Raw genomic sequence first — 18,639 nt, forward strand, 5'->3', positions numbered from 1 at the left:
ATGAATCTATCACCACCCGACATGAGCGCGGCGCCCCCATCGCCCGACGGTGCCACGTCCGCATCCCGGGCCGGACACTACGCGCGAGCGGGGGACTGGGTGGTGAGCAGTCCGAGACGCGTCCTTCCCGGCTGCTCCGGCGTCTCGGAAGAGGAAGGCACCAACGACTGCACGGCACTCTTCGCCATGGCCGAGGCCAGCGTGGTGACGAAGATGAGCACGAGCTTGCGGCCGAGCTCGATGGCGACGGGGCGCTCCTCTGCGTGGGAAGCCAACCGATCCGGGTGCACCCAGGCGCGCCGCAGCGCCTGCGCCCGGTGCTTCCACAGCAGCTCCTCGCGGTGACGCTCCCTCCACCAGGAGTAGCCCATGCCCACGAGCGCCAGCGCGAGTGCGACGCCGCCCGCCTTGAGGATGACGTCGCGGTTCTTGCCGAGCGCGTGGCGGAACTGGTAGCGCACGTCCATGGCCCGCTCGCGGCGGCGCTCCAGCTCCTCGAGGGTGAGCAGCAGCTCGTCGCGCAGACGGTCCGCCGTCTTCTCCACCTGCTCACGGTCGCTCATGCTGGCGGTGATGTGCCCGCCGCCCTTGTTCTCCTGCTCGCTCATTGCAGTGTCTCCCGGGTGCGGGCGAAGTCCGTCTTCAGCCGATCCTGCGTCCGCGGGAGGGGTTTGGTGGGCAGCCGCTTGTACCCGGCGAACGCCAAGCCGCCGCACAGCAGCAACAGGAAGACGCCCACCAGGAGCACCCCGAGCCACTGCGCCAGCGGCAGCGCGAGCCCCACCGCCACCAAGAGAGCCGCCAGGCCCAGCAGCCCCAGCACGCCACCGGCGCCCAGGAGGATGCCCGCGGTGCGCGCCGCCTTCAGCTCCTCCTGGAGCTCCTTCTTGGCGTGCAGCACCTCCGCACGAGCAAGCAGCCGGGCCTCCTCGATGGCATGACGGACGAGCTCCGCCGTGGACAACGACTCCAGTTGCATGCGCTCCAGCCGCTCAGATTCGAGTTCCACGTCGCCGCCTCCCGCGGTCTCCTTGCGGAAGGTGGGAGCGGGACGATGCCGGGGGAAGTCTGGCCGCCAGAGCCCCCGCATGCCCGGTCCCCTCCTCCCCCGGGCGGGCGGGCAGCCAGGGGCTCGAGGCCATGCCCCAGAGGGAGGGGCGGCTCAGCGGCGGCGCTTGTGCGGGTTCTGCTGGGCGAGCGCGGTGGCCAGCGTCTCGCGCACCTGCCGGGCCTGAAAGAGCCGATCCGCCGTGTCCAGGAGCGTGTCCGCGTACAGCACGTTCTTGCGCAGCCGCGCGGGAATCGCGGCCGTGCCCAGGTGCGCCCCGAGCAGGGCCCCGGTGCATGCCGCGGCCACGTCGGCCTCGCCGCCGCAGCGCAGCGTCAACTCCACCGCCTGCCGGAAGTCGTGGGGCACCTTCAGCGTGGCGTACAGGGAGGTGAGCAGCACCGGCACCACGTGCGGCGGGAGGCCGTCCACGCCCCGGAGCTGACTGGGCGGCACGCTCACCTTGCGCAGCTGCCCGAGCGCCCGCGCCGTGTCCCAGGTGAGCAGCCGGGGCAGGTGCCGCAGTTCCTCGGCCAGCTCCTTGTCGTGCGCCGCCGCCGCCAGCGCCAGCTCCTCGCAGAACTCCGCGGGCGTGGGGGGCTCCTTCGTCGTGAGGCCCAGCGCCACCGCCTGCGCGAAGGCGGCCGCGGCCGCCGCGCACGTCGGGTCCTTGTGCGTGAGCACCGTCAGTACGCCCGCGTCGTGGCGGATGCGCACCCGGCTCTTGCTCTCGAAGAGGCCCACCACCACCGCGCGGCTGAGCACCGAGGGACACTTCATCCCCAGCGACGCCCCCGCGCTCATCCACGGCGTGCCCTGCGCCAGCTTCTGCAGCGACTCGGCCAGCGCCTTGGGCGGCTGGAGGATGATGCCCTCCTGCCACAACCACGCGAAGTGCGCCGCCGCGCTGCGCCCGTCGACCTTCCCCTCGCGGATGACGCTCTCGGCCGCCGCCAGCATCAGCTGCGTGTCATCCGAGAACTGGCCCTTGGCGAACTTCCCCCGAGGCCGAGGCGCGAAGTCCTCCGCCAGCCCAGGCAGCCGCGCGAGGCTCGCAGGCGGGATGCCCCGCAGGGGAAAGCCCAGGGCATCCCCGATGGCGAGTCCCAGGAATGCCGCTTGGAACCTGTCCTGGCGCTCGGCGGGTGTCAGCGACATGGGGAGCGGCAAGATAACCGAGCCGCGCTCCATGACTAGCCCCGACTTTCATCCCTCCGTGAGTTCCCTGCATGCCGGTGCATAGGTTGGGTGAAGGGTGCTCTCCCACCACAAGGCCCGAGCGCGCGTGGGACGCTGGCACGCGCCGTGCCGGACGGGCTACGCGTCGCGGCCGAGGTTGACAACCGCCTGCAGCCGGGCCACGACCGCCTGGGCGCCCTGGTGCAGGTGCTCGCCATCCCAGAGTGCCGGGGTGCTGTGTCCACCGAGTTTCCGCCACTCCGCCTCGGCCTCCGGAAAGGCGACATTGCGGAAGTGCACCCGGTCCTCGAGCGCGTAGTCCACCACGTAGCGGCGCGCCTCCGCCGAGGGCGGGTCCGCGATGCGGTGGAAGAGCTCCAGCGCGCGCCCCACCATGCGTCAGCTCGCCCCGCCCGCTTCCACCGTGGGCTTGAGGAAGTAGTTGGACAGCTTGCGCGGGCTGCGCCGGATGAGGTCCTCCAGCGTGTACTTGTCCAGCGTGGACAGGAAGGCCTTCGTCGCCTCGTTGAGCACGCCGATGAGCCCACAGGCCGGCGTGATGGGGCAGGTGTTCGTCGCGGAATCGAAACATTCCACGATGTGGAAGTCCGGTTCCATGTGGCGCACCACCTGTCCCACGGAGATCTCCGCGGGGGGCCGAGCCAGCACGACGCCTCCCGAGCGTCCCGGCCGCACCTCCACGAAGCCGTGGCGGTTGAGGCCCTGCACCACCCGGACGAGGTGGTGCTTGGAGATGCCGTAGGCATCACTCACCTCTCCGGTGGAGACCACCCGAGCGGGGTTGGCCGCCAGGTACAGCAGCACGCGCAGCGCGTAATCAGCGTGAAGAGTCAGATGCACTGGCCATCGCTCCCGCTCCCACCTGCGGCGGAGGCGAGCTCGGAAGGAACGCATCCGCGTGGATGTCCTTGAGCGAGAGTCCGGCGAGGAAGAGCTTCTTCCTGAGGGATAGCACCAGGTCCGGGTTGCCGCACAGCCAGGCCCTCCAGCCCGTCAGCCGGGGGCACGCTTCCTTGATCAACGCATCCACCGCCCCCACCGAGATGCCCACCCGTTCCTGTCCTCTCAGAACACAAGGACGGTAGTGGAGCTGGCTATAACGGGATTGCAACTCCCGGAGCTCCTCGACGAGGTAGAGCCCGGAGGCCTCGACGGCGCCGTGGAAGAGCCAGATGGGCCCGGTATGTCCCTGGGCGAGCGCATCCCGGACGATGCCGTACAGCGGCGCGAGGCCCGTCCCCGTCCCGGCCAGGAGCAGCGGCTGCTCGGGCCTGCCCGGCACGTAGAAGCACTCGCCCGCGGGTCCCTGGAGGTCCAACGCATCACCGGGCCGGGCCTCCTCGAAGAGCCAGCCGCTCATGCGGCCCCCGGCGATGCGGCGAACATGTAGCTCCAACGACTCTTCGTGCGGCTGGCTCGCGATCGAATAGCTGCGAGCCAGTCCATCCGCCCGGAGCAGGGACACGTACTGACCGGGCCGGTACTCGAAGCCCCCCTCGGGACGCAGCCGCATGCGCAGCACGCTGTCGCTCAACCGCTCCAGCGCGGTGATGCGCGCGGGCACCCTCAGGTCCGCCCCCGCGCCCGCCACCTCGAGTTCGCTCTCTGGATGGCACACGCACGCGAGGAAGTACCCCTGGGCCTTCAACGTCTCCTTCAGCCCGGCCTGCGCCTTGGCCGGCACCTCTCCGCGCCCGGCCCGCATCAGGCAGGACTGGCACGCCCCTGCCCGGCACGAGTGCGGCACCTGCACGCCCTGCCGCAGCAAGCCGTCGAGCACCGACTCGCCTTCCTCCAGCCCGTACCACTGTCCCTCGTGATTCACCCTGGCCATGGTGCGTGCCCTCCCCTGCCTCAGCGGTTGAGCACGTCCGCTCGCGCGCTCTCGGCGATGGCGAGCACCTGGTCCACCAGGGGCTTGGCCACGCCCAGCTCCGTGAGCGTCGCGGCCAGGTTCTCGGCCACCGCGTTGAAGTGCATGTCGTTCAACCCCCGCTTCACCAGGTGCGCGTGCCCCTTGCGCATGTCCTGGCCCGAGTACGCGGCCGGCCCTCCGCACACCATCGTGAGGAACGCCTTCTGCTTCGCCGCCTGGCGCTCCATGTCCACATCCTCGAAGAAGTGGCTGATGCGCTCGTCCGACAGCACCTTCCGGTAGAACAGCTCGACCGCCGCGCTCATCGCCGGCTCCCCGCCAATCCGCTCGTACAGGCTGCTCTGCTTCCCCGCGACATCCGTGCTCATTACGCTCGCTCCCCGGACCTCGTCTGGTCCGCCATATGATGCATTTTAAATGCATCTTTAAAGGTGCACATAAAATGCTCCTTTAGTCACGGAGAGTCAAGCCAACCGCTCGCGCACCCCGGACAGTGGGTATGAGGCGGTGGAGGCAGGTGGACGTGCGTGGGCCTGTGCCCGGGCACGAAGTGGGTCGGAAAGGGAGAGGGGTGCTCACGACGGGCAGCCGGGGCGACTCGAGAGCGGGAGTCGCGCGTCCTGGCACTGCCGGGCCTGTGAGGCCGTACGGCTCGAAGGGGTATGGTGCTCGCCCCGCCCCTCGCCTGCGAGGCGAGGGGTTTCGTTTCAGACGGGGGTGCTGACGGGACGGCGGCTCAGCGCATCGAGGCGGCGGTCATGCGAGCCGTCTCGCGGCGCACCGTCGCCTGCTCGATGTCGAAGCGCACGTCATCCGCCGACATGCCGCGCAGGCGCTCCTGCGCCTCCTGCATCCGCTTGCGCGCCGCCTCCACGTCGATGCCCGTCACCGGCTCGGCCACATCCGCCAGCACCAGCACCTTGTCGTTGCTCACCTCGGCGAAACCACCCGCCACGAAGTAGTACTCGCGCCGCCCACCATCGATGAGCGTCAGCGGGCCCGGCTCCATCAGCGTCAGGAACGGGGTGTGGCCGGGCCGCACGCCGAACAGACCCTTGCCGCCGGGGACGATCGCCTCGTCCGCCTGCACCGACAGGATGCGCTTCTCGGGGGTCACAATCTCGACCGTCAGCTTGGCCATGGGCTTGCGTGCTCCCTGCGTACCGCTCTTTTCAGAAGGACAACTGGTGGGACTTGCCACCCACCGTCTCGAACTCGATGCGCCCGGAATCCGTCAGGCGCGGGCCCTTGCCCGGAACCCCGAGCAGGCCTTCCAACCACTTGAGGTGCTGGCCCAACAACCGCACCTCGCTCAGCTCCCGCTGGGCCACCAGGTCCAACAGGCTCCGCTCCTGCAACCGCCCACCCTGGCGGTCCAACTCCACCGCCACCACCGTGTTGGCCCACGCGGGCACCTTCTTGTACTTCTTGCCGGACAGCTTCTTCGTGCCCTTGGGGGCCAGCGGGTAGAACACCCACACCCGCGCTCCGTCGTTGGAGACGAAGTACAGGTCGTCCACCCCGCCCACACACTCCTGCACCGTCCAGACGGGGCCGCTCTCCTTGGACACCTCCAGCGTGCACTTCCCGGCGTCTTTCTCCACCAGGCGCACGCTGAAGGCCCCGTTGGCACTCACCCGGGTACGGCTGGAGCGCTCCGCGGCAGTGGCCGGGAGCGACACCAGCAGGAGCACCACAACGAGGGCGGAGCGCAACACGTGAGCGACCTCCCGGCGCGGTGCGGCCTTCTCAGGCCGCCGCCATCTTGCGAGCCTTCTCCACCACCTCGTCGATGCCGCCCACCATGTAGAAGGCCGACTCGGGCAGGTCGTCATGCTTGCCGTCGCAGATCTCCTTGAAGCCCTGCACGGTGTCCTGCAGCTTCACGTACTTGCCCGGGGCGCCGGTGAAGACCGTGGCCACGAAGAAGGGCTGCGACAGGAAGCGCTGAATCTTGCGGGCGCGCGCCACCACCTGCTTGTCGTCCTCGGACAGCTCGTCCATGCCGAGGATGGCGATGATGTCCTGCAGCTCCTTGTAGCGCTGGAGGACGCCCTGGACGCGGCGGGCCACCGTGTAGTGCTCCTGGCCCAGAATCTCCGGCGACAGGATGCGGCTGGTGGAGTCGAGCGGATCCACCGCGGGGTAGATGCCCAGCTCGGAGATGGCGCGGTTGAGCACCGTCGTCGCATCCAGGTGGGCGAACGCGGTGGCGGGCGCCGGGTCCGTCAGGTCGTCGGCGGGCACGTAGATGGCCTGCACGGACGTGACCGAGCCCTTGGTGGTGGAGGTGATGCGCTCCTGCAGACCGCCCATCTCCGTGGCCAGCGTGGGCTGGTAACCCACGGCGCTCGGGATGCGGCCCAGGAGGGCGGACACCTCGGAACCGGCCTGGGTGAACCGGAAGATGTTGTCGATGAAGAGGAGCACGTCACGCCCCTCGATGTCGCGGAAGTACTCGGCGATGGTGAGCGCCGTGAGGGCCACGCGAGCGCGGGCGCCGGGCGGCTCGTTCATCTGGCCGTACACCAGCACCACCTGGCTCTCCTCCAGGTTGTCGACCTTGATGACCTTGGAGTCCTGCATCTCGTGGTACAGGTCGTTGCCCTCGCGGGTGCGCTCGCCCACGCCGGCGAACACGGAGAAGCCACCGCGCTCCACTGCCACGTTGCGGATGAGCTCCTGCAGGAGCACCGTCTTGCCCACGCCGGCGCCGCCGAACAGGCCGATCTTCCCACCACGGGTGTAGGGGGCCAGCAGGTCGATCACCTTGATGCCCGTCTCGAACATCTGGACGCGCACGTCCTGCTCGGTGAACGCGGGGGGCTGGCGGTGGATGGGCCAGCTCTCCTTGGCGTTGACGGGGCCCTTCTCGTCCACCGGCTCGCCGGTGACGTTGAGGATGCGGCCCAGGGTGGCCTTGCCCACCGGCGCCTGGATGGCCGCGCCCGTGTTCTTCACCGGCTGGCCACGGCCCAGACCGTCGGTGGAGTCCATGGCGATGCAACGCACGGTGTTCTCACCCAGGTGCTGCGCCACCTCGAGGGTAAGGTTGTCGGCCGCCGCGCTGATGTTGGGGTTGCTCACCTTGAGGGCGGTGTACACCTCAGGGAGACCACCGGGCGGGAACTCCACGTCGACCACAGGACCGAGAACCTGGGTCACCTTACCTACCGTCGGAACTTGAGCGCTCATGGAATGTCTTCCGTCCCTCGTCAATTTGTGGCCCGGGGGAAGGGCGGGCCCCCTCTACAGGTGGGCTCCCCCAGGGGTCAAGCCTCAAGGCCGTGTGGCCAGAAGCGAAACTTCTACTTCAGCGCCTCCGCGCCGGAAACGATCTCCATCAGCTCCTTGGTGATCACCGCCTGGCGCGTACGGTTGTAGGTCAGCGACAGGCTGGCGATCATGTCCGAGGCGTTGCTGGTGGCGTTCTCCATGGCGCTCATGCGCGCGCCGTGCTCGCTGGCCACGCTCTCCAGGAGCGAGCGGTAGAGCTTGATGGACACCGCCTGGGGAACCAGCCGATCCAACACGTCCTGGCGGCCCGGCTCATACTTGAAGTCCACCAGGGCCGGGGTGGGACCGGCCTCCGGAGCGGCCTGACCGACCTGCGCGGCCGTGGGCGAGCCCACCGACAGCGTCTGCAGCGGCAGCAGCTGCGCCAGCGTCACCTTCTGGCTGATGGCGGAGAGGAACTCGTTGTAGATGATGTAGACGGCGTCGACCTCGCCCTTGAGGAAGCGGGCGCTCAGCTCCTCGGCCACCTGCGAGGCGTGGGGGTAGTCCAGCCGCTGGAAGAGGTAGCCGAAGTCCTTGCGCATCTTCTGGCCGCGCTGCCGGAAGAAGTCGTTGCCCTTGCGGCCCACGGTGGAGACTTCAATCTCCAGGCCGCTGTTCTCGTAGATGAAGCGGCTGGCGCGCCGGATGACGTTGGAGTTGAAGCCGCCGGCGAGGCCGCGGTCCGAGGTGAGCAGCAGCACCTCCACCTTGCGCACCGGGCGCGAGGTGAGCAGCGGGTGGGCCAGTCCCTCGCCCGAGGAGCGGGTCACCAGGTCGGAGATGATCTGGTCCAGCATCTGCGCGTAGGGACGCGCGGCGATGATGGCATCCTGGGCCTTGCGCAGCTTCGCGGCGGAGACCATCTTCATCGCCTTGGTGATCTGCCGCGTGTTCTTCACCGAGCGGATGCGCTTGCGAATGTCGCGAAGGGACGCCATGGGGCCACCAACTCCTCTGGAAACGCGAGCCTGAGCGCCCCCGCGGGGAAGGAGGCGGGACCCGGACGCGGCCCCCTATATAGGGCGGTGTGGCGGCCGGTCAACCGTGGCCTTCCAACAAGTGACGCACCGAGGCTGGCGCCGGGCCATCCAAGCGCGGAGGACCCCCCGTTTCCGGGGATGCCGCAACGGCCCCGGAGGCTTAGCCTTCGAGGGCAGGTTCCCATTGCCAGGCGGAGCTCTCAACCATGGTGTCCCTCCGTGGCCCCGTACTCATCGTGGAGGACGACCCGGACATCCGGGAGTCGCTCCAGCACTACCTGGAGTCCCAGGGCTACCCGGTGTGCGCGGCGAGCCATGGCAAGGAGGCCCTCGAGTACCTGGGCCGCACGCCCCGGCCGGCCGTGGTGGTGCTGGACATGTCCCTGCCCGTCATGGACGGCCACCGGCTGCTCACCGCCCGCAAGGGGGACGCCTTCCTGCGCTCCATCCCCGTCGTCATCCTCTCGGCGGCCCTGGCGGGGATGAACCCGAGGGACAGGGCCCTGTACGCGGCCAGCTACGGGGTGGCCGCCTTCCTGGGCAAGCCCGCGGAGCCCAAGCGGCTCCTGGAGACGGTGGAACGGCACGGATTGAGGGCCGAGGACCCCACCGCCGGTGTCCCCGTCTGAGCACCAGGCAAGAGAGAGGCTTTTCAACGGGCACGAAGGGACGAGAATGAGCCTCCCGGCGGTTGGGCCGGGGACCATGGGGCGAGGCAGCAACAAGGCACGTCGGGTGCGCGGGTGGGTGCTGGGGCTGCTGGCCACGGGGCTGGCGGCTGTCCTGTGCGTGTGGGCTGTTTCCCTCTACGTGGAGAAGCGCTACGCGGATCGGATCATCCCCCGGTCCGAGGCCCCCCAGAAGCCGGTGGCGCTCGTGTACGGGGCGGGCCTGGCCCCCGGAGGGGTGCCCTCGGCGGTGCTGGCCCAGCGGCTGGACGCAGCCATCGACCTGTACCACTCGGGAAAGGTGGGCCGGCTGCTGCTGAGCGGGGACAACTCGGACCCCTTCCACGACGAGACGCGCGCCATGGTGCGCTATGTGCTGGACCGGGGAGTGCCAGCCTCCGCCGTGCAGGAGGACGACGCGGGCCTGTCCACCTACGACAGCTCCGTGCGCGCCCACACCGTCTTCGGGGTGCGCGAGGCCGTGCTCGTCACCCAGCGCTTCCACCTGACACGGGCCCTCTACATCGCCAACTCGGTGGGCATCGACGCCTGGGGCGTGGCCGCGGACGAGGGCCGGCCCCGTACCCGCCGCTATGCCCTACGTGAGACGCTCTCCCGGGTGCTGGCCCTGGGCATGGTGCTGGCCCAGGCGGAGCCTCGCTACCCCTCCGGCCGGACACTGCCCACGCCCCGCTGAGCCACCTGACAAGCGGGCAGCCACCGTGTGTTGCGTGGAATCCACAGGGTTCGCACCGTTGGCTCGGAGCAGCCAACCCGGCGTGCTCGGAGGAAGCGTCATGCGATTCAAGAAACTCGGCGAGGACGCGGTAGGCGAGTCCGAGTCCCTGCGCACCTGGGACCCCGTCACCGGACTGGAGCAGATCAACCCCACGGACCAGGAGCTGGCCATGAGCCCGCCCCTGGATGAGGAGCCGGATCACCGGGACATCCTCCCGGATCAGATTCACGAGTTCCGGCGGGGTGATGAAGAGGAGAAAGAGGAGGAGATCACCGCCCGTCCGCACGAACCGCTGCGGCCCATTCCGCTCAACGACATGCCCGAAGGCTAGGCGGGGGCTGGTGACGGCGGCGTCGACACGGGAGCACGAGCCTGGCCGGCCCGTCGGTGCACTGCTGCCGCGGCCCATCGCCGGAACGGTCCAGGTGCTGCTCCAGGACCGATTGGCGCGAAGGCGGGAGCAGTGGCGCAACGAGAGGAGCGAGATGATGCGGCGCATCCTCGCTCCCGCGGACGTAAGACACCGCGAGAGGCCCTCCGCCGAGCCGCCCGCGATTCAGCACGGAACTCCCGGCCCTCCACCCGAGGAGAAGGGCCGAGAGACGACGCGGCTCAGCGTCGGCCGCGTGCAGCACCACTCTTGCTGACGGTCCGTTTGCTCGCGGCCTTCCGGGCAGGAGCCTTCTTCGCGGCTGCCTTCTTCGCGGCCGCTTTCTTCGCCGGTGCCTTCTTCGCCGGTGCCTTCTTCGCGGCTGCCTTCTTCACGGCCGTTTTCTTCGCCGGTGCCTTCTTCACGGCCGTTTTCTTCGCCGGTGCCTTCTTCGCGGCCGCTTTCTTCGCCGGTGCCTTCGCGACCGCCTTCTTCGCCGGTGCCTTCTTCGCGGCTGCCTTCGCGGCCGCCTTCTTCGCCGGGGCCTTCTTCGCGGCCGCCTTCTTCGGCGGTGCCTTCGTGGCTGCCTTCTTCTCCGGAGCCTCCTTCTTTGCCGGCGCCTTCGCGACCGCCTTCTTCTCCGGGGCCTTCTCGACAGCCGCCTTCTTCGCCGGCGCCTTCGCGGCAGGCTTTACCTCGGCTGCTGGCTTCGCCCGAGCCTTCCCGCCAGCGGCGGGCGTGGCACCGCCATACACCTCTTCCACGGCCGGCTTCTCCACCCTCCGCACGGGGGTCACGGGCGCGGCCTGCTCCTCGGCGGCCGGCTGCCGCAGTTGCACCACCCGGCGCTCGGCGGCTGCCACCACGGGCTGCTGCAGTGCCTCCTCGGCCTCTTCCTCGTCCGCGGCCGCGACCCGCTCCTCCTCGGCCTCTTCTTCCTCGGCCTCTTCTTCCTCGCCCTCTTCCTCTTCGGCCCCTTCTTCCTCTGCGGCCTCCTCCTCTTCGGCCTCTTCCTCCTCGCCCTCCTCCTCCTCCTCTCTTTCCTCCTCCGCCTCGGCCTCCTCCTCGCCCTCTTCTTCCTCCTCGGCCTCACCTTCCTCCTCGCCCTCTTCCTCCTCGCCCTCCTCCTCCGCCTCGGCCTCTTCCTCCTCGCCCTCCTCCTCCTCCTCGCCCTCTTCCTCCTCGCCCTCCTCCTCCTCCTCGCCCTCTTCCTCCGCGACCTCCGGCCGGCGGCCATCCTCGTATTCGACGTGGAGCTCGCTCAGCGCGCCCTGCACCGCGGAGAGGGCCCGGGCGAAGGTCCTGTCGCCAAACTCCTCCACCTCGGCGGGGGGCACGAGCACCTCGAGCATGTCTCGCAGCGAGCGGTACAGCCGCAACTCGCGCTTCTCCGTCTCCCAGGTGCCGTAGATCCAATCCTCGCCCGAGAGCGGCTCCGCCCAGCCCGGCAGCGGGCTATCGGCCTGCTCCTGCATCGCCGACTTGCGCGCCGCGAACAACTGCCGGTGCGGACCCTTCACGCCAATGCGCCAGACTCCGGCGGCCGGCAGTCCCTCCAGCTTCACCCGCGTCTTCTCCAGCACGCTCGGCGCGCCTTCGGGGCCATGCAGCGGGAACAGGATGACCTCCCCCTGGAACTCCCCGCCGTCGAACTTCCCGTACAGCAGGCCGAGCTCCGCGGGGAAGGGCACCCCGCTCTCGGTCTCCGCCCGCCGGACATCCTCGGTTCCTACTCCGGCAACCGTCCGCTTCGCCGACTTCTGAAGTCCCTCCAGCCACTCGTGCATGTCCCCTCCGCGTCGAAGGGCCCCAACTTATGGCGCCTGGGGCCTGCTGCGCAGTGCGCCTCGTCGGATATTGTGCACAGCCAGCGCCCCGGCGGGCAGCCTTTCCGCACCCGGGAGCCGCAGATCCCGTGTTGAGTCAACCCTCGGGAGCACCCCTCCACATCCCTTTCCGGAGCCCACATGCGACGCCTCCTCCTCTTCATCCCCCTCGCCCTCTCCCTGATCGCCTGCGGCCCCTCCCACGAGGGCACCGTCACCTATCAGGTGCGCCTCAAGCCCGGCAGCGTGACGGGCAGCACCATCGCCGACGATGTGCACGTGGGCCCCGACGACACCCAGTGGAAGGCCTTCCTGTCCCAGGCCCAGGACACCCTGGGCGAGGCCCCCTCCCGCTTCGAGGTGACCAACGTGCGCATGCAGCTGGACGTGACGAAGTCCAAGAACGTGGGCACGCTCCAGGAGGTGCTCACCGGCGAGGTGACGGCCTTCCTGCGCGCCAGCGCGACCGGCGTCCAGGTCGACATCGCCGACACCCAGGACCCCAAGGGCAGCGCCCAGGTGGAGCTGGACACGACCGGAGCGTCGCTCGAGCCCCTGGCGGCCAACCTGGCTCAGGGCGACTTCCGGCTCGGGCTGCGCGGGAGCACCCCCCGGACGTCCTCCGGGGACTTCGAGGGCGTCATCACCCTCACCCTGGACGTCACGGCACGCTAGCCCCTCGCCCCCCGGGGCCCCCCTGCCCGGCCTGGGGGGCCTCGCCCGGCGGCCCGCCCTCCCCTGTCCTCCCGCCCCCTCCCGAGCCCAGCTTCTCCCGGTAAAGGCCTGCAAGGAGTGGAGCACATGAAGCGCTGCTGGTGGGGACGGTGGGCACTGCTCGGAGCGATGGTGGTGGGAAGCTCGGCGATGGCGCAACAGGGGGTGCCGGGCTCCAAACCCCAGACGACCCAGGAGAAGCACGAAAAGAAGCTCCATCCCATGGAGGACCAGGCCCGGGATGTGAGCAAGATGATGGTCGCGGATGGCATCCCGGCCTTCCTCTCGCAGCTCCAGGCCATCAACCGGAGGGAGATCTCCCTCGCGGAGATCGCCCATGAGAAGGCCTGGACGCCCGCCGTGCAGCAGTACGCCGAGCGCATCGTGCAGGACCACAAGAAGGCCGAAAAGCAGATCGCGGACCTCGCGAAGCAGCGCAACATCCAGCTCGACCCGGCGGTGAAGCCCCTCAACGAGGTGCAGTTCCGGATCGACGGCGCCACGCAGGCCACCAAGGCGAAGCTGGAAGTGCTGCAGGGCTCCCTGTTCGAGCAGGAGTACCTGGCCTCGCAGGTGACCGCCCACACCGAGGCCATCCAGATCGTGACGTTCGGCCGGCAGCTCTACCCCGACCTCGCGCCGCTGCTGGACGGGCTGCTGCCCACGCTCCGCGAGCACCGGGACCAGGCCTACCGGCTCCTCGGTCAGCTCCCGTCCGAGCCCCAGGCCCAGGCCGGTCCACAGCCGCAACAGCCCCAGCAGCCCGAGCAGCGGCAGGCCCGCCCGCCTGCGGGTGAGCGTCGCTGAGCCCGGCCAGGGGATCGCTTCCCCGGTTGAAGCGGTCCCCCCGAGCCGTTAGTCAGGGGCATGTCCCATCCCGTGAGCTACGACGCGACGACGGAGACCTTCGACACGCTGGTGCTGGAGCCTCGGGGCGAGCTGGTGGTGGTGGACTTCTGGGGGCCCGGCTGCCCCAACTGCGACATCTACGCGGCGGCCGAGCCCTCGCTGCTCTCCGAGCTCGCGGGGGCACCGATGCGCGTGGTGAAGGTGAACGCGTACGAGCACGAGGAGCTGGCGCGGCGCTTCGGGCTGTATGGCATCCCCACCTTCCTCCTGTTCCGGGACGGCAAGCTGCTCGGGAAGATGAGCCAGTACTACGGACGCGAGTACTGGCTCGGCGTCATCCGCGACCACCTACCCGCGGCGTGAGGGGTCCACCCGGCGGGCGGCGCAGCTCGGGGAAGGGCGAGGTCGGCGAGCTGTAGCGCCCGGTCACCATCGACCAGCTCACGTTGCCGCGGATCCACGCCTTCATGCCCTCCACGTACGAGAGCACCCGCGGGTCCACCGGCCCCGAGGCCAACAGCTCCTGCTCGCACGCGATGAACGCGTCCGTGTCCTCGTTGATGAGCTCGAGCGCCTGGTGGATGGCCTCCTCCAGCCCGAGCCCCCGGTTGACCCGCAGCACGTGCACGAAGTTGTTCGGGTTGCGGTGCCAGAGGACCTCCTTCTCGAAGGAGAACAGATCATTGGTCAGCCCCACCACGCGCGAGCACAGGTGCCGCAGCCGCTGCACGCGCGGCGAGTGGAAGAGCAGCTCGGGCAGCTCCTGCCCCTCCCGGGCGAACTCCACCAGGTCCTGCGCCGTGTACATGGCCGAGTCCATGGCGCGCTGCTCGATGTAGGGCTCGAGCTCGGGGACGGTGCCCGCCGCCCAGTGGCGCGCCGCCGGGAGCGTGCCCCGGTACAGGTAGTCCTCCACGTCGGCGGCGAAGCGCTCCAGCCACATGCCACTGGCCAGCCGGCGCAAGCGCTTGCGCAAATCATGGGTGAAGCACTCGAGCGGCGTCGCGCGGGCCCGCAGCGGGCCGCCCCGCAGCACCTCGAGGCACGCCTCCACATACGCCTGCAGGTACTCCGGACGCTGGCCCACCTCCTGGCGCTCGTCGGCCTCGTCGTCGAAGAGGAACAGCCACACGTGCCAGTCGTTGCACAGCTCCAACCGCTCCCGCGTCCCCCGTGGGTACGTGTACGCCGCGAGCAGCCCGAACTGGCTCGCATCGAAGCGCCGCACCACCGCCTGCACCTTCGGCAACAGCTTCAGCGACAGCACCCGGGCCCGCGTGGCCCGCTCGATGGCCTTCGCATGCAGGCTCGGCTCCGAGTGCCATGACGCGGGAATCCGCAACGTCGACAGGCTGGGGCCTCGCAACAGGGGGACTTCTTCCAAAAGGGACGCGGCGGAACCGGATGGGCTGGCGGAAATCATCGGCACCTCGCGGCGGGCGGGACGTCCCGGGAGAAGTCCCGCTCGTCCTTTACCAGTAAAACATAATACTGGCATTAAACTGTAATAAAGGCCTACCTGGCACGACCTGGAAGTACTTCATGCGCGCCTGACGCCATCCTCTCTCTTGTCCTCTGGAGAACCGAGAGCGCCAGAGTAGTGGTGTTCAGAGGGAAGCACGACAACCCAAAGAAACGGAGGAGAGGTCCACGCTGTTGGGCACGCGATGGACATGCCCTGGAGGCCTGTCCTCCAGGCATGACGCGGCGAGTCATGTAGCCTCGGAACTACCCGCCACAGCCGATCCGCTGCGTCCCGATGATGACGTCGTCGTACCAGAGCTCGTCCTGCTCGCCGTGGTAGGTCTCGAAGCCGAACCACGCCCGGGCATACTGGGGAGACCAGCTCGTCAGGTTCTTGTTCCAGTCCGTCGTGTGGAGGGGCGCAACCTCGTTCCCATCGAACCACGCGCGCAGCTCGTGCTGGGCTCCATTGAAGAAGGCCTCCAGGCAGTGCCACTTCCCGGGCTGGAGCTGGATGCCCTGGGCGGGCTGGCCCCAGGGGCCGGAGAGGACTTCGTACTCCGTGCCCGGGTGGATGAGGTTCGCCTCGAGCACATACTCATTGAAGCCGATGCGCACCATGCGCTGGTCGTCCGCCGAGCCCGCGCCGAAGTAGGTGCTGTGGCCCTGGCTCATTCCATTCTTCGAGCGGAGGAAGACCCTCGCGTAGAAGCTGTTGTTCTGGGCCGGGAAGGGCACGGTGGTGGAGAACAGGACGGAACGGTAGCTGCCCTGTCCGGTGCCGTTGACGTGCACCGACCTCGAGCCGGAGTGCGCCTGGGTGCCGTCGATGGAGATGCCGCCCTGCTGCTCGAAGACGCGGACCGCCCAGGACTCCGGGCTGGGGGCCCCGCCCACGGACGCGCTCTCGAAGTCATCACAGAGCAGCACTCCGTTCGCTCCACACGCGCTCACTCCCGGTCCGGTGCCAGGTGAGCCGGCGTCACAGCCGGGGAACACGCCAAGAAGACAGAAGCTCAACAGCCACACGCCACATCGCGGATGCACGGTCATGACACCTTTGAGTCAGGAGCCCTCAGCGTAGCGCCTCGTGAGCACGGGGAGCGAGGGACCGGACTTGCCCGCTCGAGAGCAGGGTCCCGGCTGCGGCCACCTGCCCCCGGCGCTAGAGTCCGCCGCTCCGTACCCCCAGAAGGAGTCGTCTTGAGAATCGTCGCCCTCACCCTCGCGGCCGCCCTCGGTGCGGCCGGTTGCTCCCACTCGACCATGCCGAATCCCGAGCCCTCCTCCTCCGCCCAGGCAGAAGCCCGCAAGCCCCTCCCCCCTCCTCCCGAGGGCTCCAAGCCCATGTCCGGGACGCTCGAGGCCTTCAACGCCACCTGCACCGCGGACCTGGAGCGGGCTCGCGCTCAAATCGCCGCCCTGAAGACACTCAAGGCGGCCACCGACGGCCGCGCCCTCCTCGAGGCCTATGACGAGGCCACGGCCGCCATCGGCAACGCCCTGAGCCGCTCCGGCCTCACCCGCGAGGTGCACCCCCAGGCCGCCTTCCGCGACGCCGCCCGCGAGTGCGAGCAGAAGGCCGATGCCCTCAACGTCGAAATCTCCCAGGACCGCGGCGTCTATGACGCCCTGGCCGCCGTGGACCTCTCCAAGTCCGACGCCGCCACCCGCTACTGGATGGAGCGCACGCTGCTCGACTTCCGCCGCGCCGGCGTGGACCGCGATGAGGCCACCCGCGCGAAGGTGAAGACACTCAACGAGGAGATCCTCAAGCTCGGCCAGAACTTCAACCAGAACATCGCCGAGGACGTGCGCAAGGTGGAGCTCAACCCGAAGGAGCTCGCCGGCCTGCCCGAGGACTTCATCAAGGCCCACGCGCCGGGCGCCAACGGCAAGGTGGTCATCACCTCCAACTACCCCGACTACTTCCCCTTCCTGACGTACGCCCGCGACGGCAAGGCGCGCGAGAAGGTGTGGCGCGCCTACCACCAGCGCGCGCACCCGAAGAACCTGGAGGTGCTCAACCAGCTCATCGCGAAGCGCCACGAGCTGGCCACGCTCCTGGGCTACCCCACCTGGGCCGCGTTCGTCACCGAGACGAAGATGACGCGCACGCAGCAGGTGGCCACGGAGTTCATCGACAAGGTGGCCGCCACGGCCGAGCAGCGCGCGAAGCAGGAGTACGCGGACCTGCTGGCCCGCAAGCGCCAGGACGACCCGAAGGCCACCGCGATGGAGCCCTGGGACCAGGACTACTACGAGGACCGGCTCAAGGCGGAGCGACTCGGCTTCGACTCGCAGTCGCTGCGCCCCTATTTCGAGTACGGGCGCGTGAAGAAGGGGGTGATGGACATCACCTCGCGCATGTGGGGCATCACCTTCGTGCCGGTGAAGGACGCGGCGGTGTGGCACCCGGAGGTGGAGGCCTACGACGTCACCGAGAACGGTGCGCTGCTGGGCCGCATCTACCTGGACATGCACCCGCGTGACGACAAATACAAACACGCGGCGCAGTTCGACGTCGTGGGGGGCCAGGCCGGCAAGCGCTACCCGGAGGGGGCACTGGTGTGCAACTTCCCGCACGAGGGCGAGCTGATGACGCAGGACGAAGTGGAGACGTTCTTCCACGAGTTCGGCCACCTGCTGCACCACGTCTTCGCGGGCCGCCAGCAGTGGAAGGGGATTACAGGCATCTCCACCGAGTGGGACTTCGTGGAGACGCCCTCCATGCTGCTGCAGCAGTGGGCGTCCAACCCGACCATCCTCCAGGAGTTCGCCCGCCACCACCAGACGGGCGAGGCGATTCCCGCCGCGCTGGTGGAGAAGCTCCGGGCGTCGAAGGAGTTCGGCAAGGGACTGTGGACGCGCCGGCAGATGTTCCTGTCGGCGGTGGCGCTGGACTACTACTCGCGCACGCCGGGCTTCGACACCACCGAGGCCCTCAAGAAGCTGCAGGAGAAGTACAGCCCGTTCCGCCACGAGTACCGGGAGGGCACGTACTTCCAGCTCGCCTTCGGCCACCTGGAGGGGTACTCGGCGGCGTACTACACGTACGTCTGGTCACTCGTCATCGCCAAGGACCTGGAGACCGAGTTCCAGAAGCACGGCTACCTGGATGCGGCCACGACGATGAAGTACCGCAAGACGGTGCTCGAGCCCGGTGGCTCCAAGCCCGCCGCCGACCTGGTGAAGGACTTCCTCGGCCGGCCCTACGGCTTCGAGGCGTACCGCACGTACCTCGACGCGAAGTAGGCATTGCCTCACGCATCACCCGGGGCGGGAGTTGGACTGTCTGGCGTTGCGGAACGGACATCCACTCCCGCCCGTTGTTTGACCGCGCGCTCCCAGCGGATTCATCGTGTCTGGAAATCCTGAACACGGAGGGAGTCCCATGACGCGCGGCAAGAAGATGCTTCTTCGTTGGATGCTGGCGGCCGGAGCCGCGGGCTCACTCATGGGTGGGGTGGCTTCCGCGGCGGCCCCTGAGTGCTTCAAGGTGTACGCCTGCGGCTGTGCCAATGATGGGGGCTACCTCTACTGCACTGTGTATTGCTGACCGGGACACCGTGGAGGATGAGCCCATGCGGCGTGACAGGCCCTACCTGAAATGGCTTATGACGGCA

Annotated in this window: 22 protein-coding genes; 8 read left to right on the plus strand and 14 right to left on the minus strand. The window is 68.9% G+C overall.

Annotated elements, in window-relative coordinates; genetic code table 11:
• Window positions 1-77: 77 nt before the first annotated feature.
• The 11 genes from DAT35_RS14090 to atpG form a co-directional block, all read right to left on the minus strand.
• Entirely contained in the window at window positions 78-608 is a 531-nt protein-coding gene (locus DAT35_RS14090) for a hypothetical protein (protein ID WP_108067511.1), read from the minus strand.
• Window positions 605-1,009: a phage holin family protein gene (locus DAT35_RS14095; RefSeq protein WP_108067878.1), complete on the minus strand. Its 405-nt coding sequence runs from the start codon at window positions 1,007-1,009 to the stop codon at window positions 605-607. The genes DAT35_RS14090 and DAT35_RS14095 overlap by 4 nt, the downstream gene beginning before the upstream one ends.
• A gap of 153 nt (window positions 1,010-1,162) precedes the next feature.
• Window positions 1,163-2,206, minus strand: coding sequence for an ADP-ribosylglycohydrolase family protein (locus tag DAT35_RS14100; protein WP_108067879.1), 1,044 nt, complete (start codon window positions 2,204-2,206; stop codon window positions 1,163-1,165).
• Window positions 2,207-2,365: 159 nt separating this feature from the next.
• Window positions 2,366-2,623 (minus strand): hypothetical protein, encoded by a 258-nt coding sequence (locus tag DAT35_RS14105; protein WP_108067512.1) that lies wholly within the window; start codon window positions 2,621-2,623, stop codon window positions 2,366-2,368.
• Between the two features lie 3 nt (window positions 2,624-2,626).
• On the minus strand, window positions 2,627-3,088 hold the full coding sequence (locus tag DAT35_RS14110; protein ID WP_108067513.1) for an Rrf2 family transcriptional regulator: 462 nt from the start codon (window positions 3,086-3,088) through the stop codon (window positions 2,627-2,629).
• Window positions 3,066-4,082 (minus strand): 2Fe-2S iron-sulfur cluster-binding protein, encoded by a 1,017-nt coding sequence (locus DAT35_RS14115; RefSeq protein WP_108067514.1) that lies wholly within the window; start codon window positions 4,080-4,082, stop codon window positions 3,066-3,068. The genes DAT35_RS14110 and DAT35_RS14115 overlap by 23 nt, the downstream gene beginning before the upstream one ends.
• 20 nt (window positions 4,083-4,102) lie before the next feature.
• A complete protein-coding gene (locus tag DAT35_RS14120; protein WP_108067515.1) occupies window positions 4,103-4,492 on the minus strand; it encodes a group 1 truncated hemoglobin in 390 nt (129 codons plus the stop codon).
• A 368-nt stretch (window positions 4,493-4,860) separates the two neighbouring features.
• Window positions 4,861-5,265 (minus strand): F0F1 ATP synthase subunit epsilon, encoded by a 405-nt coding sequence (locus tag DAT35_RS14125; protein WP_108067516.1) that lies wholly within the window; start codon window positions 5,263-5,265, stop codon window positions 4,861-4,863.
• Window positions 5,266-5,296: 31 nt separating this feature from the next.
• Entirely contained in the window at window positions 5,297-5,842 is a 546-nt protein-coding gene (locus DAT35_RS14130; RefSeq protein ID WP_108067517.1) for a hypothetical protein, read from the minus strand.
• Between the two features lie 31 nt (window positions 5,843-5,873).
• Complete coding sequence (gene atpD / locus DAT35_RS14135) at window positions 5,874-7,319, minus strand: F0F1 ATP synthase subunit beta (RefSeq protein ID WP_108067518.1); 1,446 nt, start codon at window positions 7,317-7,319, stop codon at window positions 5,874-5,876.
• Between the two features lie 113 nt (window positions 7,320-7,432).
• Window positions 7,433-8,341 carry an ATP synthase F1 subunit gamma gene (atpG, locus tag DAT35_RS14140; protein ID WP_108067519.1) on the minus strand — a complete coding sequence of 303 codons (909 nt, stop codon included), beginning with the start codon at window positions 8,339-8,341 and terminating at the stop codon, window positions 7,433-7,435.
• Window positions 8,342-8,589: 248 nt separating this feature from the next.
• On the opposite strand from atpG, the gene DAT35_RS14145 reads away from it, so the two are divergent.
• The 3 genes from DAT35_RS14145 (at window position 8,590) to DAT35_RS14155 (ending at window position 10,121) form a co-directional block, all read left to right on the plus strand.
• Window positions 8,590-9,012: a response regulator gene (locus DAT35_RS14145; RefSeq protein WP_108067520.1), complete on the plus strand. Its 423-nt coding sequence runs from the start codon at window positions 8,590-8,592 to the stop codon at window positions 9,010-9,012.
• 46 nt (window positions 9,013-9,058) lie between these two features.
• Window positions 9,059-9,748 (plus strand): vancomycin high temperature exclusion protein, encoded by a 690-nt coding sequence (locus DAT35_RS14150; RefSeq protein WP_233261470.1) that lies wholly within the window; start codon window positions 9,059-9,061, stop codon window positions 9,746-9,748.
• 100 nt (window positions 9,749-9,848) lie between these two features.
• Complete coding sequence (locus DAT35_RS14155; protein ID WP_108067522.1) at window positions 9,849-10,121, plus strand: hypothetical protein; 273 nt, start codon at window positions 9,849-9,851, stop codon at window positions 10,119-10,121.
• 281 nt (window positions 10,122-10,402) lie between these two features.
• On the opposite strand, the gene DAT35_RS14160 is transcribed toward DAT35_RS14155, so the two are convergent.
• Window positions 10,403-11,947 carry an SMI1/KNR4 family protein gene (locus DAT35_RS14160; protein ID WP_108067523.1) on the minus strand — a complete coding sequence of 515 codons (1,545 nt, stop codon included), beginning with the start codon at window positions 11,945-11,947 and terminating at the stop codon, window positions 10,403-10,405.
• 180 nt (window positions 11,948-12,127) lie between these two features.
• On the opposite strand from DAT35_RS14160, the gene DAT35_RS14165 reads away from it, so the two are divergent.
• From DAT35_RS14165 to DAT35_RS14175, 3 genes are all read left to right on the plus strand, one after another.
• Window positions 12,128-12,661, plus strand: a complete 534-nt coding sequence (locus DAT35_RS14165) for a hypothetical protein (RefSeq protein ID WP_108067524.1) — start codon at window positions 12,128-12,130, stop codon at window positions 12,659-12,661.
• Window positions 12,662-12,787: 126 nt separating this feature from the next.
• Window positions 12,788-13,507, plus strand: coding sequence for a DUF4142 domain-containing protein (locus tag DAT35_RS14170; protein ID WP_108067525.1), 720 nt, complete (start codon window positions 12,788-12,790; stop codon window positions 13,505-13,507).
• Between the two features lie 60 nt (window positions 13,508-13,567).
• Window positions 13,568-13,912, plus strand: coding sequence for a co-chaperone YbbN (locus DAT35_RS14175; RefSeq protein ID WP_108067526.1), 345 nt, complete (start codon window positions 13,568-13,570; stop codon window positions 13,910-13,912).
• Here DAT35_RS14175 and DAT35_RS14180 read toward each other — a convergent pair.
• Together DAT35_RS14180 and DAT35_RS14185 are read right to left on the minus strand one after the other, a co-directional pair.
• Window positions 13,884-14,915, minus strand: a complete 1,032-nt coding sequence (locus DAT35_RS14180) for a hypothetical protein (RefSeq protein WP_146209706.1) — start codon at window positions 14,913-14,915, stop codon at window positions 13,884-13,886. The two genes, DAT35_RS14175 and DAT35_RS14180, sit on opposite strands and share 29 nt — an antisense overlap.
• 362 nt (window positions 14,916-15,277) lie before the next feature.
• Window positions 15,278-15,943: a hypothetical protein gene (locus DAT35_RS14185; RefSeq protein WP_108067528.1), complete on the minus strand. Its 666-nt coding sequence runs from the start codon at window positions 15,941-15,943 to the stop codon at window positions 15,278-15,280.
• Window positions 15,944-16,279: 336 nt separating this feature from the next.
• On the opposite strand from DAT35_RS14185, the gene DAT35_RS14190 reads away from it, so the two are divergent.
• Both DAT35_RS14190 and DAT35_RS58955 read left to right on the plus strand, forming a co-directional pair.
• A complete protein-coding gene (locus DAT35_RS14190) occupies window positions 16,280-18,268 on the plus strand; it encodes a M3 family metallopeptidase (RefSeq protein WP_233261504.1) in 1,989 nt (662 codons plus the stop codon).
• A gap of 139 nt (window positions 18,269-18,407) precedes the next feature.
• The gene (locus DAT35_RS58955; RefSeq protein ID WP_158501696.1) at window positions 18,408-18,572 is read left to right on the plus strand and encodes a hypothetical protein; all 165 of its coding nucleotides are present in this window, start codon (window positions 18,408-18,410) and stop codon (window positions 18,570-18,572) included.
• Window positions 18,573-18,639 lie beyond the last annotated feature (67 nt).

Origin of the sequence: Vitiosangium sp. GDMCC 1.1324, from assembly GCF_003044305.1 — a bacterium.
GTDB lineage: Bacteria > Myxococcota > Myxococcia > Myxococcales > Myxococcaceae > Archangium.